This is a genomic window from Variovorax monticola (assembly GCF_051216855.1).
GTDB lineage: Bacteria > Pseudomonadota > Gammaproteobacteria > Burkholderiales > Burkholderiaceae_C > Variovorax.
This window is the reverse complement of the sequence record NZ_JBPJZP010000003.1, coordinates 636,989-652,880: the sequence shown is the minus strand read 5'-3', so window position 1 is coordinate 652,880 and position 15,892 is coordinate 636,989. Positions and strand designations below refer to the sequence as shown.

Sequence of the window (15,892 nt, the reverse complement as noted above, 5' to 3'; positions counted from 1 at the left end):
AAGGAGAAACACCGGGGTCAGTCGATCTTGTCGCTGTCCAGCTTGAAGTCGCGTGTCTCGAAGCCCGATGCCGTCGTCGGCCCGTACCACTTCACGAAGATCTTCTGCGCCTCGCCCGACTTTTCGAGTTCGCGCAGCGTGTCGTCCACCACCGCCTTCAGCCCGCTCTCGCCCTTCTTGATGCCGATGGCCAGCGCCTCGGTGCTCAGGTTCTGCTTGAGCACCACGTACTGCGCCTTCTGCGGGCCCAGCTTGGCGTAGCTGCGCAGCAGCGCGGCCTCGTCGTCCACATAGCCCACGCCCTTGCCCTGCTGCAGCGCCTGGAAGGCCTGCTGGCTGGTGTCGAAGGTCACGACCTCGGCAGTGGGCACGGCCTTGCGGATGTTGGGTTCCTGCGTGCCGCCGCGGATGGTCAGCACCTTCTTGCCGGCCAGTTGCGGGATGTCGGCAATGCCGCTGTCCTTCTTCACGATGGCCTTCTGGCCGGTGACGAAGGTGGTGAGCGAAAAGTCGATCTGCGCCTCGCGTTCCTTGTTGTGCGTGAGGCCCGCGGCCACCAGGTCCACGTGGCCCTGCTGCAGCTCGGGAATCCGCGCGGCCACGGCAATTTGCTTCAACACCGGCTTCACGCCGATCTTCCTGGCGATGGCGTTCACCAGGTCGACCTCGTAGCCGACGATCTGGCGCGTCTTCGGGTCGACGAAGGTCGCGGGCTCGTCCGTGCCGAGCACGCCGACGACCAGCTCGCCTTTCTTCTTGATGTCGGCGAGCTGGTCTGCGTGGGCGAGGGTGCCGAGCAGCAGGGTGGAAGCGGCGACGGCCGCGGCAATCAGATTCAAGCGCATGTTCTTCTCCTTGAGGGATGGCAGGGCGAGACCATATCAATAAAACCTCAGATCATTAAATGGTCAATTCATATATCGACATGTGTGGGCTGCTATGAGCCCGACGCGGGCTGCGGCTGCCTACTGCCTGTGTGGCTGCTGAAGGCGCCGCTGCCTGCCTGGGTTAAATTCGCGGCGCCCCACGCGCTGCGGCGCTCCTGCCGCTGTCCTGCGGCCTGCGTCCCGCGCCCCATCCAGCGAGCTCCCCATGATCATCAAACCCCGCGTGCGCGGCTTCATCTGCGTCACGACCCATCCCACCGGCTGCGAGGCCAACGTCAACCAGCAGATCGCCTACGTGAAGGCCCGGGCGCCCATCGCGGGCGGGCCGAAGAAGGTGCTGGTGATCGGCGCATCGACGGGCTACGGCCTGGCCGCGCGCATCACCTCGGCCTTCGGCTGCGGGGCCGACACGCTGGGCGTGTTCTTCGAGCGCGCCGGCAGCGAGACGCGGCCCGGCTCGCCCGGCTGGTACAACACCGCCGCTTTCCACCGCGCGGCCGCCGCTGAAGGCCGCTATGCGAAGAGCATCAACGGCGACGGCTTCTCCGACGCGGTGAAGCAGCAGACCATCGACACCATCCGCGCAGACCTCGGCCAGGTCGACTTGGTCGTCTACAGCCTGGCCGCGCCGCGCCGCACGCACCCGAAGACCGGCCAGGTCTTCAACTCGGTGCTCAAGCCCATCGGCCAGTCGGTGAACCTGCGCGGCCTGGACACCGACAACGAGACCGTGAAAGAGACCGTGCTCGAAGCCGCCACGCAGGAGGAAATAGCCAACACCGTGGCCGTGATGGGTGGCGAAGACTGGCAGATGTGGATCGACGCGCTGCAGGCCGCCGGCGTGCTGGCCGACGGCGCGAAGACCACGGCCTTCACCTACCTGGGCGAGCAGATCACGCACGACATCTACTGGAACGGCTCCATCGGCGCGGCCAAGAAAGACCTCGACCACAAGGTGCTGGGCATCCGCGAACAGCTCGCCGCCACCGGCGGCGATGCGCGCGTGTCGGTGCTGAAGGCGGTGGTCACGCAGGCCAGCTCGGCCATTCCGATGATGCCGCTGTACCTGTCGCTGCTGTTCAAGGTGATGAAGGCACAGGGCACGCACGAGGGCTGCATCGAGCAGGTGCACGGCCTGTATGCCGAAAGCCTCTACGGCAGCGCACCGCGCATCGACGGCGAAGGCCGCCTGCGCGCGGACTACAAGGAACTGGCACCGCAGGTGCAGTCTCTGGTGCAGGAGCTCTGGCCGCAGGTGACCAACGACAACCTCTACGAACTCACCGATTTCGCAAGCTACAAGACAGAATTCTTGCGGCTCTTCGGCTTCGCGGTGGAAGGTGTCGACTACGCGGCCGACGTGAACACCGACGTGGACATTCCCGGCCTCGTTCAGGTCTGAAAAGCAAACGAAGCGGCCCGCAGAGATACTCCCGCCCATGCAGATTCAAGACAAGCCGCCCGCCGGCACGCCCTTCGAGTGGATCGGCGGCGAACCCAAAGTGGAGGCGCTGGTCGAGCGCTTCTACGACCTGATGGAGCTCGAGCCCGGCTATGCGCAGCTGCGCGCCGTGCACGGCACCAGCCTGGACAACGCGCGCCAGCGCCTGTTCTGGTTCCTGTGCGGCTGGCTCGGCGGCCCGCAGCACTACACCGACCGATTCGGCCATCCGATGCTGCGTGCGCGCCACTTGCCGCAGAGCATCGGCGGGCACTCCATCGGCATCAAGGAGCGCGACCAGTGGCTGGCGTGCATGGACCAGGCGATGGGCGAGACGGGCGTGCCGGAAGACCTGCGCGAACGCCTGCGCGACTCCTTTTTCAAGACCGCCGACTGGATGCGGTCATAGGGCTCGCCCCCAGGCTTCGCGCACTTCGTGTCGCTTCTCCAACGCCCTACCGGGGGCAACACCTGCGGCCCGGCAAAGCCGGTTCCGCGGTGTTTCGCGAAGGTGCAAAACTGCTGTTGAATTGAATAGACAACGACTCGAAAGATCTTTTTCATGAATTCCATCGTCATCATCGGCGGCGGCCACGCCGCGGCCCAGTTGTGTGCCGGCCTTGCGGAAGCGGGGCAGGGCGCGCGCGTGCACCTGGTCTGCGAAGAGGCCTGCGAGCCGTACCACCGCCCGCCGCTGTCCAAGGCCTTCCTCAAGAGCGCCGAAGAGGTCGCGCAGCCGCACAAGGCCGCCGACTGGTACCGCGAAGCGGGCATCACGCTGCACCTGGGCGATGCGGCCGTGGCCATCGACCGCGAGGCGCACACCGTCACGCTGCGCTCCGGCGCGGTGCTGCCGTGGGAGCGCCTGGTGCTGGCCACCGGCACGCGCGCGCGCCAGATGCCCGACCTGAAGCCGGGGCTGGAGAACGTCGCCAGCCTGCGCGCCGCCGACGAGGCGCACCGCCTGCGCACGCGGCTCGCCTCGGCCGAACGCGTCACCGTGCTCGGCGGCGGCTTCATCGGGCTCGAAGTGGCGGCCACCGCCAAGGCGCTCGGCAAGTCGGTGCAGGTGATCGAAAGCGCGCGGCGCCTGCTGGGCCGCGCCGTGTCGCCCGAGCTGTCGGCGCACGTGCTCGCCACGCACCGCGCGTCGGGCATCGACATCGTGCTCGGCGCGCAGACCGGCGCGTTCGAGGTCGAGGGCGACCGGCTGCTGTCGGTGCAGGTCAACGGCGTGAAGCAGCCGGTCGACCTGCTGCTGCTGAGCGTCGGCGCGGTGCCCGAGACCGCGCTCGCGCAGGCGGCCGGCATCGAATGCGCCGACGGCATCGTGGTCGACGCGCAGATGCAGACCAGTGCGGCCGGTGTGCTGGCGGTGGGCGACTGCACGCGCTTTCCCGACCGCCGCGCGGGCCGCGCGCTGCGGCTCGAATCGGTGCAGAACGCCAACGACCAGGCCCGCACGGCCGTGGCCACGCTGACCGGCGCGGCGCGCGATCACGATGCGGTGGCGTGGTTCTGGTCCGACCAGGGCGGCATGCGCCTGCAGATGGCGGGTCTGATGCCGGCCGAAGGCACGCCGGGCCTGACCGGCGTGCGCCGCCCGGGCCCCAAGCCCGAGGCGTTCTCGCTGTTTCACTACGTCGACGGACAGCTGGTGTGCGTGGAGTCGGTGAACGCGCCGGTCGATCACATGATGAGCCGCAAGCTGCTCGAAGCGGGGCGCAGCCCGGATGCGGCGGCGGTGGGGGATGTGTCGGTGCCGTTGAAAAACCACTTGTAGTACGCAAGGCCGCCTGGTCTTTTTTCCCCTCTCCCCTCGGGGAGAGGGAGTAAATCGACTCAGCGCCGCACGGGCGCCAGCAGCACCACCAGCGCCCCGGCCCCGCCTTCCGCCGGCTTGGCCTGCACGAACGCGATCACCTCGTTCTTCTGGATCAGCCAGCGCTGCGCCTTGGTCTTCAGCACCGGCTGCTTGCCAGGCGACCCCAGCCCCTTGCCGTGCACCACGCGCACGCAGCGCAGCCCCTGCTTGTGGGCGGTGCGAATGAAGCCGCCGAGCGCCTCGCGCGCCTCGTCGCTGCGCAGGCCGTGCAGGTCGAGCTGGGCCTGGATGGACCATTCGCCCTTGCGCAGCCGCGCCGTCACGCCGGTGCCGATGCCCGGACGGCGAAAACTCATGGCGTCGTCCACGTCGAGCAGCGTGGTCACGTCGAACTCGTCGGACAGCGACTCGCGCAGCACGCGCTGCTCGTCGAGCTGGTGCTGCACCGGGATCGGCGGAGGCGGATCGGGCGCGAGCGGCACCGACGCCTTGCGGCGCAGCGGCTCGGTGGCACCGATGGCACGGGCGAACAGGTCTTTTTCGGCGGCGCGCCTGCGTTCGGCCGCGGCCTTGGCAGCCGCTTCGGCGGCTTCGCGCTCGCGGGTCTCGGCGATCAGGCGCTGCACCTGCTTGAGGTCGGCCAGGTTCTTGAGGGAGGGGGGACGCGACGCCATCAGAGCAGTCCTTTCTCGGCCATCGAGAAACTCTGCCCGGGGCTCACGATGACGTGGTCGAGCACCCGCACGTCCACCAGGGCCAGCGCGGCGCGCAGCGTCTGCGTGAGCGACTCGTCGGCGCGCGAGGGCTCGATGCTGCCGCTCGGGTGGTTGTGCGACAGCACCACGGCCGCGGCCTGGTGGTGAATGGCGCGCGTGACCACTTCGCGCGGGTACACGCTGGTCTGCGTGAGCGTGCCGCGGAACAGTTCTTCGAGCGCGATCAGGCGGTGCTGCACGTCGAGGAACATCACCGCGAACACTTCGTGGGGGCGCGCGCCGATGTGCAGCTGCAGGTACTGCTTGACGGCATCGGGCGAGTCGAACACCGCGCGTTCCTGCAGCTGTTGGCCCATGGCGCGGCGGGCCAGCTCGAGCACGGCAATCAGCTCGGAGCGCTTGGCGCTGCCGCCCATGCCCTTCACGGTCTTGAGGTCGTCGGCGCCGGTGTGCAGCAGGCCCGACAGGCCGCCGAAGCGTTCGAGCAGTTCCTGCGCCATCTGCAGCACGTTCTTGCCCGCCACGCCGGTGCGCAGCAGCAGGGCCAGCAGCTCGGCGTCCGCGAGCGCGGCGGCCCCGCGCGAGATGAGTTTTTCGCGGGGACGGGCGGCGAGAGGGAGATCCTTGAATGCCATGAAACCTTGGCGGAGCCGGGTGGAAGTCCCGATCCTTAAAATGAGGGCCAGTTTATCGGGACACCCACCTTGTCTTTGCCCACCTCTGATGCCCCCATGTCCCAAGTTGTGACTTCCGGCTCCTTCCTGACCCTGCACTACCGGCTGGCCGGCCCCGCGGGCGACATCATCAACACCTTCGCCGACAAGCCCGCGACCCTGTCGCTGGGCACCGGCGAGCTTTCTCCGGCCATGGAGCAGCGCCTGATGGGCCTGGAAGAGGGCACGCACGCCACCTTCGAGCTGCCCGCCGGCGAGGCCTTCGGCGAGCGCAACCCCGACATGCAGCAATGGGTGGCCCGCACGCTGCTCGCGAAGATGGGCGACCCCGACGAGAAATACGCCACGGGCGACGTCGTGCAGTTCCCCACGCCCGACGGCGCCGGCAGCTACGCCGGCGCGGTGGTGGACGCCAGCGACACCGCGGTGCGCTTCGACTTCAACCACCCGCTGGCCGGCCAGCCCGTCACCTTCGAAGTGAAGCTGATCGGCGTGCTATGAACCCGGTCATTTCGGAAGTCCTCCTGGCCGAGCCGCGCGGCTTCTGCGCTGGCGTCGACCGCGCCATCGAGATCGTGGAGCGCGCCATCGCCAAGTTCGGCGCGCCGATCTACGTGCGCCACGAGATCGTGCACAACACCTACGTGGTGAACGAGCTCAAGGCCAAGGGCGCGATCTTCATCGAGGAGCTGTCCGACGTGCCGCCCGGCGCCACGCTGGTGTTCAGCGCGCACGGCGTGAGCAAGGCGGTGGAGCAGGAGGCGCGCGACCGCGGCTTCGAGATCTTCGACGCCACCTGCCCGCTGGTGACCAAGGTGCACGTCGAGGTGGCCAAGCTCGCCAAGGAGGGCTACGAGTTCATCATGATCGGCCACAAGGGCCACCCCGAGGTCGAGGGCACGATGGGCCAGCTCACGAGCGGCATCCACCTGGTGGAAGACGTGGCCGACGTGGCGACGGTTTCGCCGGGCCAGACCGAAAAGCTCGCCGTGGTCACGCAGACCACGCTCAGCGTGGACGACGCCGCCGAGATCGCCGCCGCCGTGCGCGCGCGCTTTCCGAAGGTGCGCGAGCCCAAGCAACAGGACATTTGCTACGCCACCCAGAACCGCCAGGACGCGGTCAAGATCATGAGCCCGCAGGTCGACCTGGTGATCGTGGTCGGCAGCCCCACCAGCTCCAACAGCAACCGCCTGCGCGAGCTGGCCGAGCGCCTGGGCACCGAGAGCTACATGGTCGATTCGGCCGAAGAGCTCCAGGCCGAGTGGTTCGAAGGCAAGACCCGCATCGGCCTCACGGCCGGTGCGTCGGCGCCCGAAGTGCTGGTGCGCGAGGTGATCGACCGCGTGCGCGCGTTCGGCGCGGTGTCCGTGCGCAAGATGGACGGCATCGAGGAAACCATCAAGTTTCCGCTCCCCAAGGGCCTCAAGCTCGACGACATTCCCCCTCCCGGACACATCTCTTGACCGAAACGACAACCCGCAACTGGCGCTCTGAAATCGATAGCGCCACAACCAGGCTGGACGACCGTGGCAGCCACTTCTTGCGCCAAACCCCGTTGTGGAAGCTGCCGGCCGCCGCCTTCGGCGTCACCGCGCCGGGCGCCGAGGTCTGGCTCAAGCTGGAGCACCTGCAGGTCAGCGGCAGCTTCAAGGCGCGCGGCATGATGAACCGGCTGCTGGCCAACGACATTCCCGCCAGCGGCGTGGTCGTGGCCTCGGGCGGCAACGCCGGCATTGCCACCGCCGCCGCGGCGCAGGCGCTGGGCGTACCGTGCCAGGTGTTCCTGCCGGGCGTGTCGCCCGAAGCCAAGCGCGCGCGCCTGCGTGCGCTGGGCGCCGAAGTGGTGGTGGTCGGCCAGCTGTACCCCGACGCGCTGGCCGCCTGCCTCACGCGCCAGAAGGAGTCGGGCGCCTTGCTCACCCACGCCTACGACCAGCCCGAAGTGGTGGCCGGTGCCGGCACGCTGGGCCGCGAAATCGAAGCGCAGGGCGGCCTGCCCGACGCGGTGCTCGTGAGCGTGGGCGGCGGCGGTCTCATCGGCGGGCTGGCCGGCTGGTTCGAGAAGCGCGCCCGCGTGGTGGCGCTCGAACCCGAGAAGGCACCCACGCTGTACCGTGCCCGCGAAGCCGGCGAGCCGGTCGACGTGGACGTGAGCGGCATCGCCGCCGATTCGCTGGGCGCGCGCCGCATCGGCAACATCGCCTGGGAGATCACGCAGCAGCAGGTGGAACACGCGCTGCTGCTGTCCGACGAAGCCATCCGCACCGCCCAGCAGTGGCTGTGGAAGGAACTCAAGCTCGCCGTGGAGCCGGCCGCCGCGCTGCCGCTGGCGGCGCTGCAGACCGGCGCCTACGTGCCGCGCGCGGGCGAGAAGGTGTGCCTGATCGTCTGCGGCGCCAACGTCGACCCCGCCACCGTTGCCTGACAGCCTCGCAGCCCTGAAAACCCGAACCCTGGAATCGACCGATGCTCGACATCACCCTGCTCCGCAAAGACCTGGCCTCCGCTGTGGCCGGCCTCGAAAAACGCAAGAAGAACCAGCCTTACCTCGACGTGTCGGCGTTCACCGCGCTCGAGGCCGAGCGCAAGACCGTACAGACCCGCAGCGAGGAAATCCAGGCGCGCCGCAACACGCTGAACAAGCAGATCGGCCCGCTCAAGGCCAAGGGCGAGTCCACCGATGCGCTGATGGCCGAAGTCAACGCGCTCAAGGCCGAGCAGGAGTCGCAATCGAAGCGCCTCGACGAGATTCAGCCCGAGCTGCACGCCTTGCTGCTCGCCGTGCCCAACCTGCCGCACGCCAGTGTGCCGCTCGGCGAAGACGAGACCGGCAACGTCGAAGTGCGCCGCTGGGCCCCGCAAGGCGGCGCCGGCGCCAACGCCGTGCCGCTGGCCTTCGCGCCGAAGGACCACGTCGACCTGGGCGCGCCGCTGGGCCTGGACTTCGAGATGGGCGCCAAGCTCGCCGGCTCGCGCTTCACCGTCATGAAGGGGCCGATCGCCCGGCTGCACCGCGCGCTGGCGCAGTTCATGATCGACACGCAGACCGAGAAGCACGGCTACACCGAGTGCTACGTGCCCTACATCGTCAACGCCGCCACGCTCAGCGGCACCGGCCAGCTGCCCAAGTTCGAGGGCGACCTGTTCGCCGCGAAGAAGGGCGGCCAGGACGGCGAGCCCGCGCCCGACCATTCGGCGCTGTACCTCATTCCGACCAGCGAAGTGCCGCTGACCAACTTCGTGCGCGACGAGGTGGTGGCCGAGTCGCAATTGCCCATCAAGCTCACGGCCCACACGCCGTGCTTCCGCTCCGAAGCGGGCAGCGCGGGCCGCGACACGCGCGGCATGATCCGCCAGCACCAGTTCGACAAGGTAGAAATGGTGCAGGTGGTGCACCCCGACACCAGCTACGACGCGCTCGAGCAGATGACCGGCCACGCCGAAGCCGTGCTGCAGGCGCTGGAGTTGCCTTACCGCGTGGTGCTGCTGTGCACCGGCGACATGGGTTTCACCGCCGCCAAGACCTACGACCTGGAAGTGTGGCTGCCGGCGCAGGACACCTACCGCGAGATCAGCTCGGTGTCGAATTGCGAGGCTTTCCAGGCGCGCCGCCTGCAGGCCCGCCTCAAGAATGCCAACGGCAAGAACGAACTCGTGCACACGCTCAACGGTTCCGGCCTGGCCGTGGGCCGCGCGCTGGTGGCGGTGCTGGAGAACCACCAGAACGAAGACGGCTCGATCAACGTTCCGGCTGCGTTGCGCCCGTACATCGGCGGCGTTGAAATCTTGCGCGCCTGAGTCTTTTTATAGAAACGACTCGAATTACCCGTATAATCGAGGGCTCGACAGACACCGGAGAGGTGGCAGAGTGGTCGAATGTACCTGACTCGAAATCAGGCGTACTAGCGATAGTACCGAGGGTTCGAATCCCTCCCTCTCCTCCAGAAATGGCCCCGCAAGGGGCTATTTTTTTGCCTGTAGCCCGCGCAAGTCTTCTCAGGATCACGCCGTTGGTTGCTCTCGTGGCCTTGCGCTGTTCCTGACGCTCCTCGAAGGGGTCCGCGGCCCCACGGATCGTGCGCTGAGTTGCTGCCAGACGCAGCGCATCCCGACAGTGGACGGACTTCGATGCGCCCTCCGAAATACCTCAGGCCAGGTACTTGTCCGTGGTGGTGATCGACGCGTAGCCAAAACCCAGCGCAGCCATCGATGCGGCATGTACTTGGGCGGCAGGCACTGCGGTGCCCTCGAATTCCAGGTTCATGGTCGCGCACGCATCGTGCGCCACGGTCACGGCGTAGCCGAAGTCGGCGGCGGCACGGCTGGTCGCCTCGATGCACATGTGGCTCATCGCCCCGATCACCACCAGTTCCTTGACGCCTTGTGCGTCCAGCACCTCTTTCAGTTGGGTCCCGCGGAACGAGTTGGGGTAGTTCTTCACGATGACCGGCTCACCCTCCAGCGGCGCCACGGCGGGGATGATCTGCACGCCGGCAGTGCCGGGCGTGAAGAACGGGGCGTCAGGTTGGGCGCCTTCATGCCGGACATGGATGAGCAACTCGCCCTTGGCACGTGCCGCCGAGACGACGCGGGCAGCGTTGGCCACGGCGGCATCGAGGCCGACCAGCGGCAGCTTGCCGGTCGACAGGTATTCGTTTTGAAGATCGACGACGACGATGGCGCGCTTGTTCATGGTGAGCTCTTTCTTTCAGGTCAGTGGATGCTGGGGAATGGATGTCTGCCGGCGCCGATGCCGTTGCGCGCGAACCGGGATCTGGAACCTTGGATCTGGTTTCGGCGCCGTGCAGGCTGAATTTTCAGTAAACGCCAAACAACGCACCATTGGCCTGAGTGACTGTATTCAAAGGAATCGGGCCAAAATGCGCCGTATGCCGCCCGTTCGTGTCACCGTCCTTGCCTTCGAGGGCGTCAGCCTGTTCCATCTTTCCGTGCCCGGCATCGTGTTCGACGTCAGGCCGGCGCCCAGTGGCCTGCCACCCTACCAAGTCGAGTACTGCGCCCCCGCACCCGGCCGCGTGCGATGTGATCAGGGAATGGAGGTGGAGGTGCACCGCGGTCTGGAGGCGATGGTCGGCGCCGACATCGTGGTGGTGCCCGCCTGGAACCACCCTGAAATCGCCGCTCCGGCAGCGCTGACGCAGGCACTGCGCCAGGCCCATGCGCGCGGCGCCCAGGTCGTCGGCCTCTGTCTGGGCGCTTTCGTGTTGGGCGATGCGGGCCTGCTAGACGGACGGCGTTCAACCACCCACTGGGCTTGCCGAGAACTCTTCGCCCAGCGTTTTCCAAAGACGCACTTTCATCCCGATGTGCTGTATGTCGATGACGGCAATGTCGTCACTTCGGCCGGAACCGTGGCTGCCATCGACTGCTGCCTGCACATCCTGCGCCTGCGCCACGGCGCCGATGTCGCCAACCGCGTGGCACGGTTGCTGGTGACGCCGCCTCACCGCCAGGGCGGCCAGGCGCAGTACATCGAACAGCCCGTTCCTGCACTGCCGAGCGAGGCGCGTTTGCCCGGTGTGCTGGCGTGGGCGCGCGCGCATCTGTCGGAGCCTCTGTCGCTGGATTCGCTGGCGGACGTGGCGCGAATGAGCCGACGAACCTTCACACGGCGCTTTCGCGAAGCCACGGGCACGACCGTGAACAAGTGGCTCGCGGCCGAGCGCATCGGCAAGGCGCAGCAACTGCTGGAAACCACCGACCTGCCCATCGAGCGGGTCGCAGCAGAAGCAGGCTTCGGAACATCGCTGTCGTTGCGCCAGCACTTTGCGCATCAGGTGCGCACGTCACCGTCCTCCTACAGACGCGCCTTTCGCGTCGCCGAAGTTCGGCCCGCCCTGTCTATTCGATCTTGAACACGAACTCCTGCGTCGCCAGGATCTCCGCGTCCCCCGTCGTCTGGCATTCGTAGCGCATCATGGCCGAGCGCACGGCCGACTGGTACACCTTCGGCCCCGACACGAAGCGCACCTCCGTCACGCGCCCGCCCTTGATGCGCACCTCCGCCTTCACCACGCCGCTCGTGCCTTCGTCCAGCGCCTTGCGCGGCATCTCGGGCTTCACCTGCCTCGGGCATGCGACCGCAATGTCCGTCGAAGTCGACTGGGCCGGGGGAGCCGGCGGCGCGGGGGGCGCAGGCGGTGCGGCCGGGGGCGGCGCAACCGGCTCATGGCTTTGCACCGCCGTGATCGCCGGCGCGGTGCTCGGCGGCGGTGTCACGGCCGGCGGCGGCACGTAGGCCGGCTTCGGTGGCGGCGGGGCCTTGGGCGTCTCCAGCTTGATGACCTTCTTCGGCGGCGGTGGGGGAGGAGGAGGCGGCGGGGGCAGCTTGACCTCCGCGATGATCGTCGCGTCCATCGGCTTCTTGATCATCTCCACCGCCTGGCGGGCCAGGCCCGACACCAGCGCATAGCCGACCAGCACATGGAACAGCACCATCACGCCGATGCCCACGGGGCCGAAGCGGGACTTGGGGTCGAAGTCGTTGGCGCGGCTCATGGAATGAACTGCTCCGAACCCATGATGCCCAGCTTGGTCAGGCCCGAGCGCTGCGCCGAGGCCATCACGCCGGCCACCACGTTGTACTTGGCCGCCTTGTCGGGCCGCAGGTGCACCTCGGGCTGCACCGGCTGCGCGGCGACCTGCTCGAAGCGCCGCTCCACCTCGGCCAGCTCGCCCACGGCCTCCCCGTTCCACAGCACGGCGCTGCGTTCGTCGATGTCGATGCGCAGCACCTCGGGCTTGATGTCGCTCGGCGGCGGGTTGCCGTTGGGCATGTTCAGGTTCACCGCGTGCAGCTGGATCGGGATGGTGATGATCAGCATGATCAGCAGCACCAGCATCACGTCGATCAGCGGGGTGGTGTTGATGTCCATCATGGGCTCGTCGGACGGCGCGCCGCTACGGCGCCCCTGTTTTTCTTTTCGCATGGCAGTGCCTTCTCAGTTGCGCGCGGGGGGCTCGGTGATGAAGCCGACCTTGACGATGCCGGCCGACTGGCACGCGAAGATGATCTTGCCCACCGGCTCGTAGTCGGAATGCCAGTCGCCGCGAATGTGCACCTCGGGCTGCGGCGTCATCGCGGCCACCTTCTTCAGCCGCTCGGCCAGGCTGCGCGCGTCGCGCACGGGGGTGTCGTACCAGTAGATGCGCCCCGCGGCGTCCACCGACAGCACGACGGTCTCGGGCTTGCTTTCGCGCACCTCGTTGCGCTGCTTCGGCACGTCCACCGGCACCGAGTAATTGACCACCGGAATGGTGATGAGGAAGATGATCAGCAGCACCAGCATCACGTCGACCAGCGGCGTGGTGTTGATGGCGGCAATGGCCTGTTCCTCGTCGCCGCCGCCGGATGGGATGTTCATCGCCATGGTGTGGGTCGCTCGCTTGCGTGCGGTGCGGCGGCGCTCAGGCCGGGGCGCTGCCGGCCAGGATCACCGAGTGCAGCTCGCCGCTGAACTCGCGCACGTCGTCCATCACGGTGATGTTGCGGCGCAGGAGCCAGTTGTAGCCCAGCACCGCGGGCACGGCCACGGCCAGGCCGATGGCGGTCATGATGAGCGACTCGCCCACCGGCCCGGCCACCTTGTCGATCGACGCCTGCCCCGCGATGCCGATGGCCGTCAGCGCGTGGTAGATGCCCCAGACCGTGCCGAACAGGCCGACGAAAGGCGCGGTGGAGCCCACCGTGGCCAGCAGCGACATGCCGTTGCTCAGACGGCGCTGCACGCGCTCCGTCGCGCGGTGGATGCACAGGTCGACGAAGTCTGCGAAGTCGACCTTGCCGCGCAGGCCGTCGTGCTTGCGCGTGGCGTGCACGCCCGCGTCGGCGATGAAGCGGAAGGGGCTGCCCTGCGCCAGCCGCTCGGTGCCGGCCTGCACGGTGCCTTCGTTCCAGAAGGCGTTGTCGACCTCCTTCGCCTGGCGGCCCATGCGCATCTGCTCGAGCAGCTTGGTGACGATCACGTACCAGCTGCCCATCGACATGATCGCCAGGATCAGCAGCACGGTCTTGGCCACCAGGTCGCTCTGCGCCCAGAGCGCGCCCACGCCGTAGGGGTTGTCGACCTTGGCTGCGGCGGGGGCTGCCACGGCGGGTGCCGCGGTCGGCGTTGCGGCTGCCGGGGCAGCAGGCGCGGGTTCGACCGCCGCCGCAGGGGCTGCGGCGGCCTGTGCGTCGGCAGCGTGCGGCGTGGCGGCCAGGGTGAGTGCCAGAACGAACGGGGCGGCCGCGGCCATCAGCCTTGCGCAGAAGGTTTTCATCATGAGTGACTCCAAAAAAACAATACGTGACTCGGTTCAGGCCGCGGGCTTGGCCGCATGCCAACCCTGGGCCTTGCCCCACACCGCATGCACGCCGGCACCGTCGCCGCGCACCACGTGGTAGCGGTCGTAGGGCGCGGCCGTCATGCAGGCGTGGTGCGGCAGGATGCGCACGCGGCTGCCCAGCGGCAGTGCGTCGAACAGGGCCTGCACGGCCGCCTCGCCATCGCCTTCGCAGGCCACCAGGCCGTGCTCCTGGTGCAGCTCGGCCACGCGCAGTCCGGCCAGCGGCGTGGTGCCTTCGACATGGCACACCAGCCCGAAGCCCAGGCCTTCGCGAAACTCCGCGCCCGATGCGTCCTTCGACAGCGCGAGCGCACCCGCGTCGATCAGCACCCGGCGTGAGCGCGGGTTGTGGCCGATCACCGTGGCCAGCACCGACAGCGCGATGTCCTCGATGCGGCAGATGCCGCGCGCGGCCTGGTCGAGGTCGAAGAAGGTGTAGACGCCGGGGCGCATCTCGGTGACGCCGTCGAGCCGCTCGGCGCACACCGCCGTCGGCGTGGCGCCCACGCTGACCACGTTCACCTCGAAGCCGGCCGCGCGCAGGCGCGCTGCCGCATGCACCGCGCCGGCCCGCTCGGCCTCGGCAATGCCGCGGATCGCGGCCAGCCCGGCGGCGTGGTAGCTGTGGCCCGCATGCGTGAGCACGCCGGCCAGTTGCAGCGAGCCGCTGCCTTGCACTTCGCGCGCGACGGCCAGCAGTGCCTCGTCGCCGGGCGCGACGCCGCCGCGCCCGCCGCCGGTGTCGATCTCGATCAGCAGCGCGAACTTCGCGCCCAGCGCGCGCGCACGCGCGGCCGTGTCCCGCACCGCCTCGACGCGGTCGGCCAGCAAGGTCACACGCGCGCCGTGCGTGCGCTGCACTCGGTGCAGCGCATCGATCTTGTCCGCGCAGATGCCCACCGCGTAGGTGATGTCCAGGAAGCCGTGGCTGGCGAAGTAGTCCGCCTCGGCCACGGTCGACACCGTGATGGCGCCGCTGTGCCCGCGGGTGGCCAGGCGCGCCACGTCCGCCGACTTGGAGGTCTTCAGGTGCGGGCGCAGCGCCACGCCGTGGCGCGCCGCGCGCTGCGCCATCGCCTCGCAGTTGCGCTCGAGCACCGTGGCGTCGAGCAGCAGCGCGGGGGTGGCGAGTTCGGCCAGCGCCGTGCGGCCGAGTTGCGTCATCGCGCCCATCCGAGCTCCGCCATCATCAGGTCGACCGCTTGCGCGATCTGCTGCACGAAGGGCGGCAACAGCACCAGCGTCATGTGCGCGGAGCCCTCCACCAGCTGCACGCGGCCGCGCGTCGACAGCGCCGCATGGTCTTGCTGGTACTCCGGCCAGCGCCGCTGGACCTCGGTGGCGTCTTCGGCACCGGCCGGCAACTTGTCCTGCGCCGCCCACAGCACCGCGACCGGGCGTGCGCCCAGGTCGGGCGATGCCGCGGCCTGCTGCGCGACGAGCGGCAGGCCCGCGTGCTCCGACACCATCGTGTCGATGGACTCGGGCGTGTAGCTTGCCTTCAGCTGCCGCACGACCTCGGGCATGTCCGCGAACATCGCCTCGATCGGCGCCATCTCCGGCGGCGGCGAACCGCCGGCCTGGAAGGCGCTGCGCTTCGCGCGCTCCGCATCCAGGTGCGCCTGCGGTAGCGGCTGCCTGAACAGTTCGCACTGGTCCGGGTGGCTGGCATCGAGCATCACCAGCCCCACCACCTGCTCGGGGTACAGGCCCGTGTAGATGCGGTTCAGCAGGCCGCCGAGCGAGTGGCCCAAGAGCACGATCGGCCCCGTCACGCCGGCCGCCGTCAGCAGCGCGTGCAGGCGCTGCGCATTGCGGTGTCCGTCGAAGGGCGCGGGGTCGGCCTCGCTCCAGCCCATGCCGGCGCGGTCGTAGCTGACCACCGGGTACTTCGCCGACAGCAGTTGTTGCAGCCGTCCGTAGATCGGCGACGCGCAACCGCCGCCGGCCTCGATCACCAGCGTGGGCTGCAGCGGCCCGCCAGGCGCGGGGCCGCT

17 protein-coding genes, 1 tRNA gene and 1 pseudogene are annotated in these 15,892 nt (G+C 68.6%); 9 read left to right on the top strand and 10 right to left on the bottom strand.

Annotated features, from left to right (window positions below; all coding sequences use genetic code 11):
* Nucleotides 1-17 precede the first annotated feature (17 nt).
* Nucleotides 18-845 (bottom strand): ABC transporter substrate-binding protein, encoded by an 828-nt coding sequence (locus ACSFA5_RS14235; RefSeq protein ID WP_435444679.1) that lies wholly within the window; start codon nucleotides 843-845, stop codon nucleotides 18-20.
* 247 nt (nucleotides 846-1,092) lie between these two features.
* Here ACSFA5_RS14235 and fabV point away from each other — a divergent pair, with 247 nt between their 5' ends.
* From fabV to ACSFA5_RS14220, 3 genes are all read left to right on the top strand, one after another.
* Complete coding sequence (gene fabV, locus ACSFA5_RS14230) at nucleotides 1,093-2,289, top strand: enoyl-ACP reductase FabV (RefSeq protein WP_435444678.1); 1,197 nt, start codon at nucleotides 1,093-1,095, stop codon at nucleotides 2,287-2,289.
* Between the two features lie 37 nt (nucleotides 2,290-2,326).
* Nucleotides 2,327-2,737, top strand: coding sequence for a group II truncated hemoglobin (locus ACSFA5_RS14225; RefSeq protein ID WP_435444677.1), 411 nt, complete (start codon nucleotides 2,327-2,329; stop codon nucleotides 2,735-2,737).
* A 153-nt stretch (nucleotides 2,738-2,890) separates the two neighbouring features.
* A complete protein-coding gene (locus ACSFA5_RS14220) occupies nucleotides 2,891-4,111 on the top strand; it encodes an NAD(P)/FAD-dependent oxidoreductase (RefSeq protein WP_435444676.1) in 1,221 nt (406 codons plus the stop codon).
* 59 nt (nucleotides 4,112-4,170) lie between these two features.
* Here the strand turns inward: ACSFA5_RS14220 and ACSFA5_RS14215 are convergent, their stop codons facing one another.
* A complete protein-coding gene (locus ACSFA5_RS14215) occupies nucleotides 4,171-4,827 on the bottom strand; it encodes a Smr/MutS family protein (protein ID WP_435444675.1) in 657 nt (218 codons plus the stop codon).
* Nucleotides 4,827-5,504: a RadC family protein gene (gene radC / locus ACSFA5_RS14210; RefSeq protein ID WP_435444674.1), complete on the bottom strand. Its 678-nt coding sequence runs from the start codon at nucleotides 5,502-5,504 to the stop codon at nucleotides 4,827-4,829. Before radC ends, ACSFA5_RS14215 begins: the two co-directional genes overlap by 1 nt.
* A gap of 96 nt (nucleotides 5,505-5,600) precedes the next feature.
* On the opposite strand from radC, the gene ACSFA5_RS14205 reads away from it, so the two are divergent.
* From ACSFA5_RS14205 to ACSFA5_RS14185, 5 genes are all read left to right on the top strand, one after another.
* Nucleotides 5,601-6,044 carry an FKBP-type peptidyl-prolyl cis-trans isomerase gene (locus ACSFA5_RS14205; RefSeq protein WP_435444673.1) on the top strand — a complete coding sequence of 148 codons (444 nt, stop codon included), beginning with the start codon at nucleotides 5,601-5,603 and terminating at the stop codon, nucleotides 6,042-6,044.
* Entirely contained in the window at nucleotides 6,041-7,009 is a 969-nt protein-coding gene (ispH, locus tag ACSFA5_RS14200; protein ID WP_435444672.1) for a 4-hydroxy-3-methylbut-2-enyl diphosphate reductase, read from the top strand. Before ACSFA5_RS14205 ends, ispH begins: the two co-directional genes overlap by 4 nt.
* Nucleotides 7,006-7,971: a threonine/serine dehydratase gene (locus ACSFA5_RS14195; protein WP_435444671.1), complete on the top strand. Its 966-nt coding sequence runs from the start codon at nucleotides 7,006-7,008 to the stop codon at nucleotides 7,969-7,971. Before ispH ends, ACSFA5_RS14195 begins: the two co-directional genes overlap by 4 nt.
* A 41-nt stretch (nucleotides 7,972-8,012) precedes the next feature.
* Nucleotides 8,013-9,344 carry a serine--tRNA ligase gene (gene serS, locus ACSFA5_RS14190; protein ID WP_435444670.1) on the top strand — a complete coding sequence of 444 codons (1,332 nt, stop codon included), beginning with the start codon at nucleotides 8,013-8,015 and terminating at the stop codon, nucleotides 9,342-9,344.
* Nucleotides 9,345-9,400: 56 nt separating this feature from the next.
* Nucleotides 9,401-9,490 (top strand) — tRNA-Ser (locus ACSFA5_RS14185).
* Nucleotides 9,491-9,693: 203 nt separating this feature from the next.
* On the opposite strand, the gene ACSFA5_RS14180 is transcribed toward ACSFA5_RS14185, so the two are convergent.
* A complete protein-coding gene (locus ACSFA5_RS14180; RefSeq protein ID WP_435444669.1) occupies nucleotides 9,694-10,239 on the bottom strand; it encodes a cysteine hydrolase family protein in 546 nt (181 codons plus the stop codon).
* Nucleotides 10,240-10,435: 196 nt separating this feature from the next.
* Here ACSFA5_RS14180 and ACSFA5_RS14175 point away from each other — a divergent pair, with 196 nt between their 5' ends.
* Nucleotides 10,436-11,422, top strand: coding sequence for a GlxA family transcriptional regulator (locus ACSFA5_RS14175; protein ID WP_435444766.1), 987 nt, complete (start codon nucleotides 10,436-10,438; stop codon nucleotides 11,420-11,422).
* On the opposite strand, the gene ACSFA5_RS14170 is transcribed toward ACSFA5_RS14175, so the two are convergent.
* From ACSFA5_RS14170 to ACSFA5_RS14145, 6 genes and pseudogenes are all read right to left on the bottom strand, one after another.
* Nucleotides 11,409-12,065: an energy transducer TonB gene (locus ACSFA5_RS14170; protein WP_435444668.1), complete on the bottom strand. Its 657-nt coding sequence runs from the start codon at nucleotides 12,063-12,065 to the stop codon at nucleotides 11,409-11,411. The genes ACSFA5_RS14175 and ACSFA5_RS14170 overlap by 14 nt on opposite strands.
* Nucleotides 12,062-12,496, bottom strand: coding sequence for an ExbD/TolR family protein (locus ACSFA5_RS14165; RefSeq protein ID WP_435444667.1), 435 nt, complete (start codon nucleotides 12,494-12,496; stop codon nucleotides 12,062-12,064). The genes ACSFA5_RS14170 and ACSFA5_RS14165 overlap by 4 nt, the downstream gene beginning before the upstream one ends.
* 12 nt (nucleotides 12,497-12,508) lie before the next feature.
* Nucleotides 12,509-12,937, bottom strand: coding sequence for an ExbD/TolR family protein (locus ACSFA5_RS14160; protein ID WP_435444666.1), 429 nt, complete (start codon nucleotides 12,935-12,937; stop codon nucleotides 12,509-12,511).
* A 37-nt stretch (nucleotides 12,938-12,974) separates the two neighbouring features.
* On the bottom strand, nucleotides 12,975-13,832 hold the full coding sequence (locus tag ACSFA5_RS14155) for a MotA/TolQ/ExbB proton channel family protein (protein ID WP_435444665.1): 858 nt from the start codon (nucleotides 13,830-13,832) through the stop codon (nucleotides 12,975-12,977).
* Between the two features lie 33 nt (nucleotides 13,833-13,865).
* A complete protein-coding gene (locus tag ACSFA5_RS14150; protein WP_435444664.1) occupies nucleotides 13,866-15,059 on the bottom strand; it encodes an alanine racemase in 1,194 nt (397 codons plus the stop codon).
* A pseudogene (locus ACSFA5_RS14145) lies at nucleotides 15,056-15,844 on the bottom strand (alpha/beta fold hydrolase); the annotation flags it as partial. The pseudogene ACSFA5_RS14145 and the gene ACSFA5_RS14150, both read right to left, overlap by 4 nt.
* Nucleotides 15,845-15,892 lie beyond the last annotated feature (48 nt).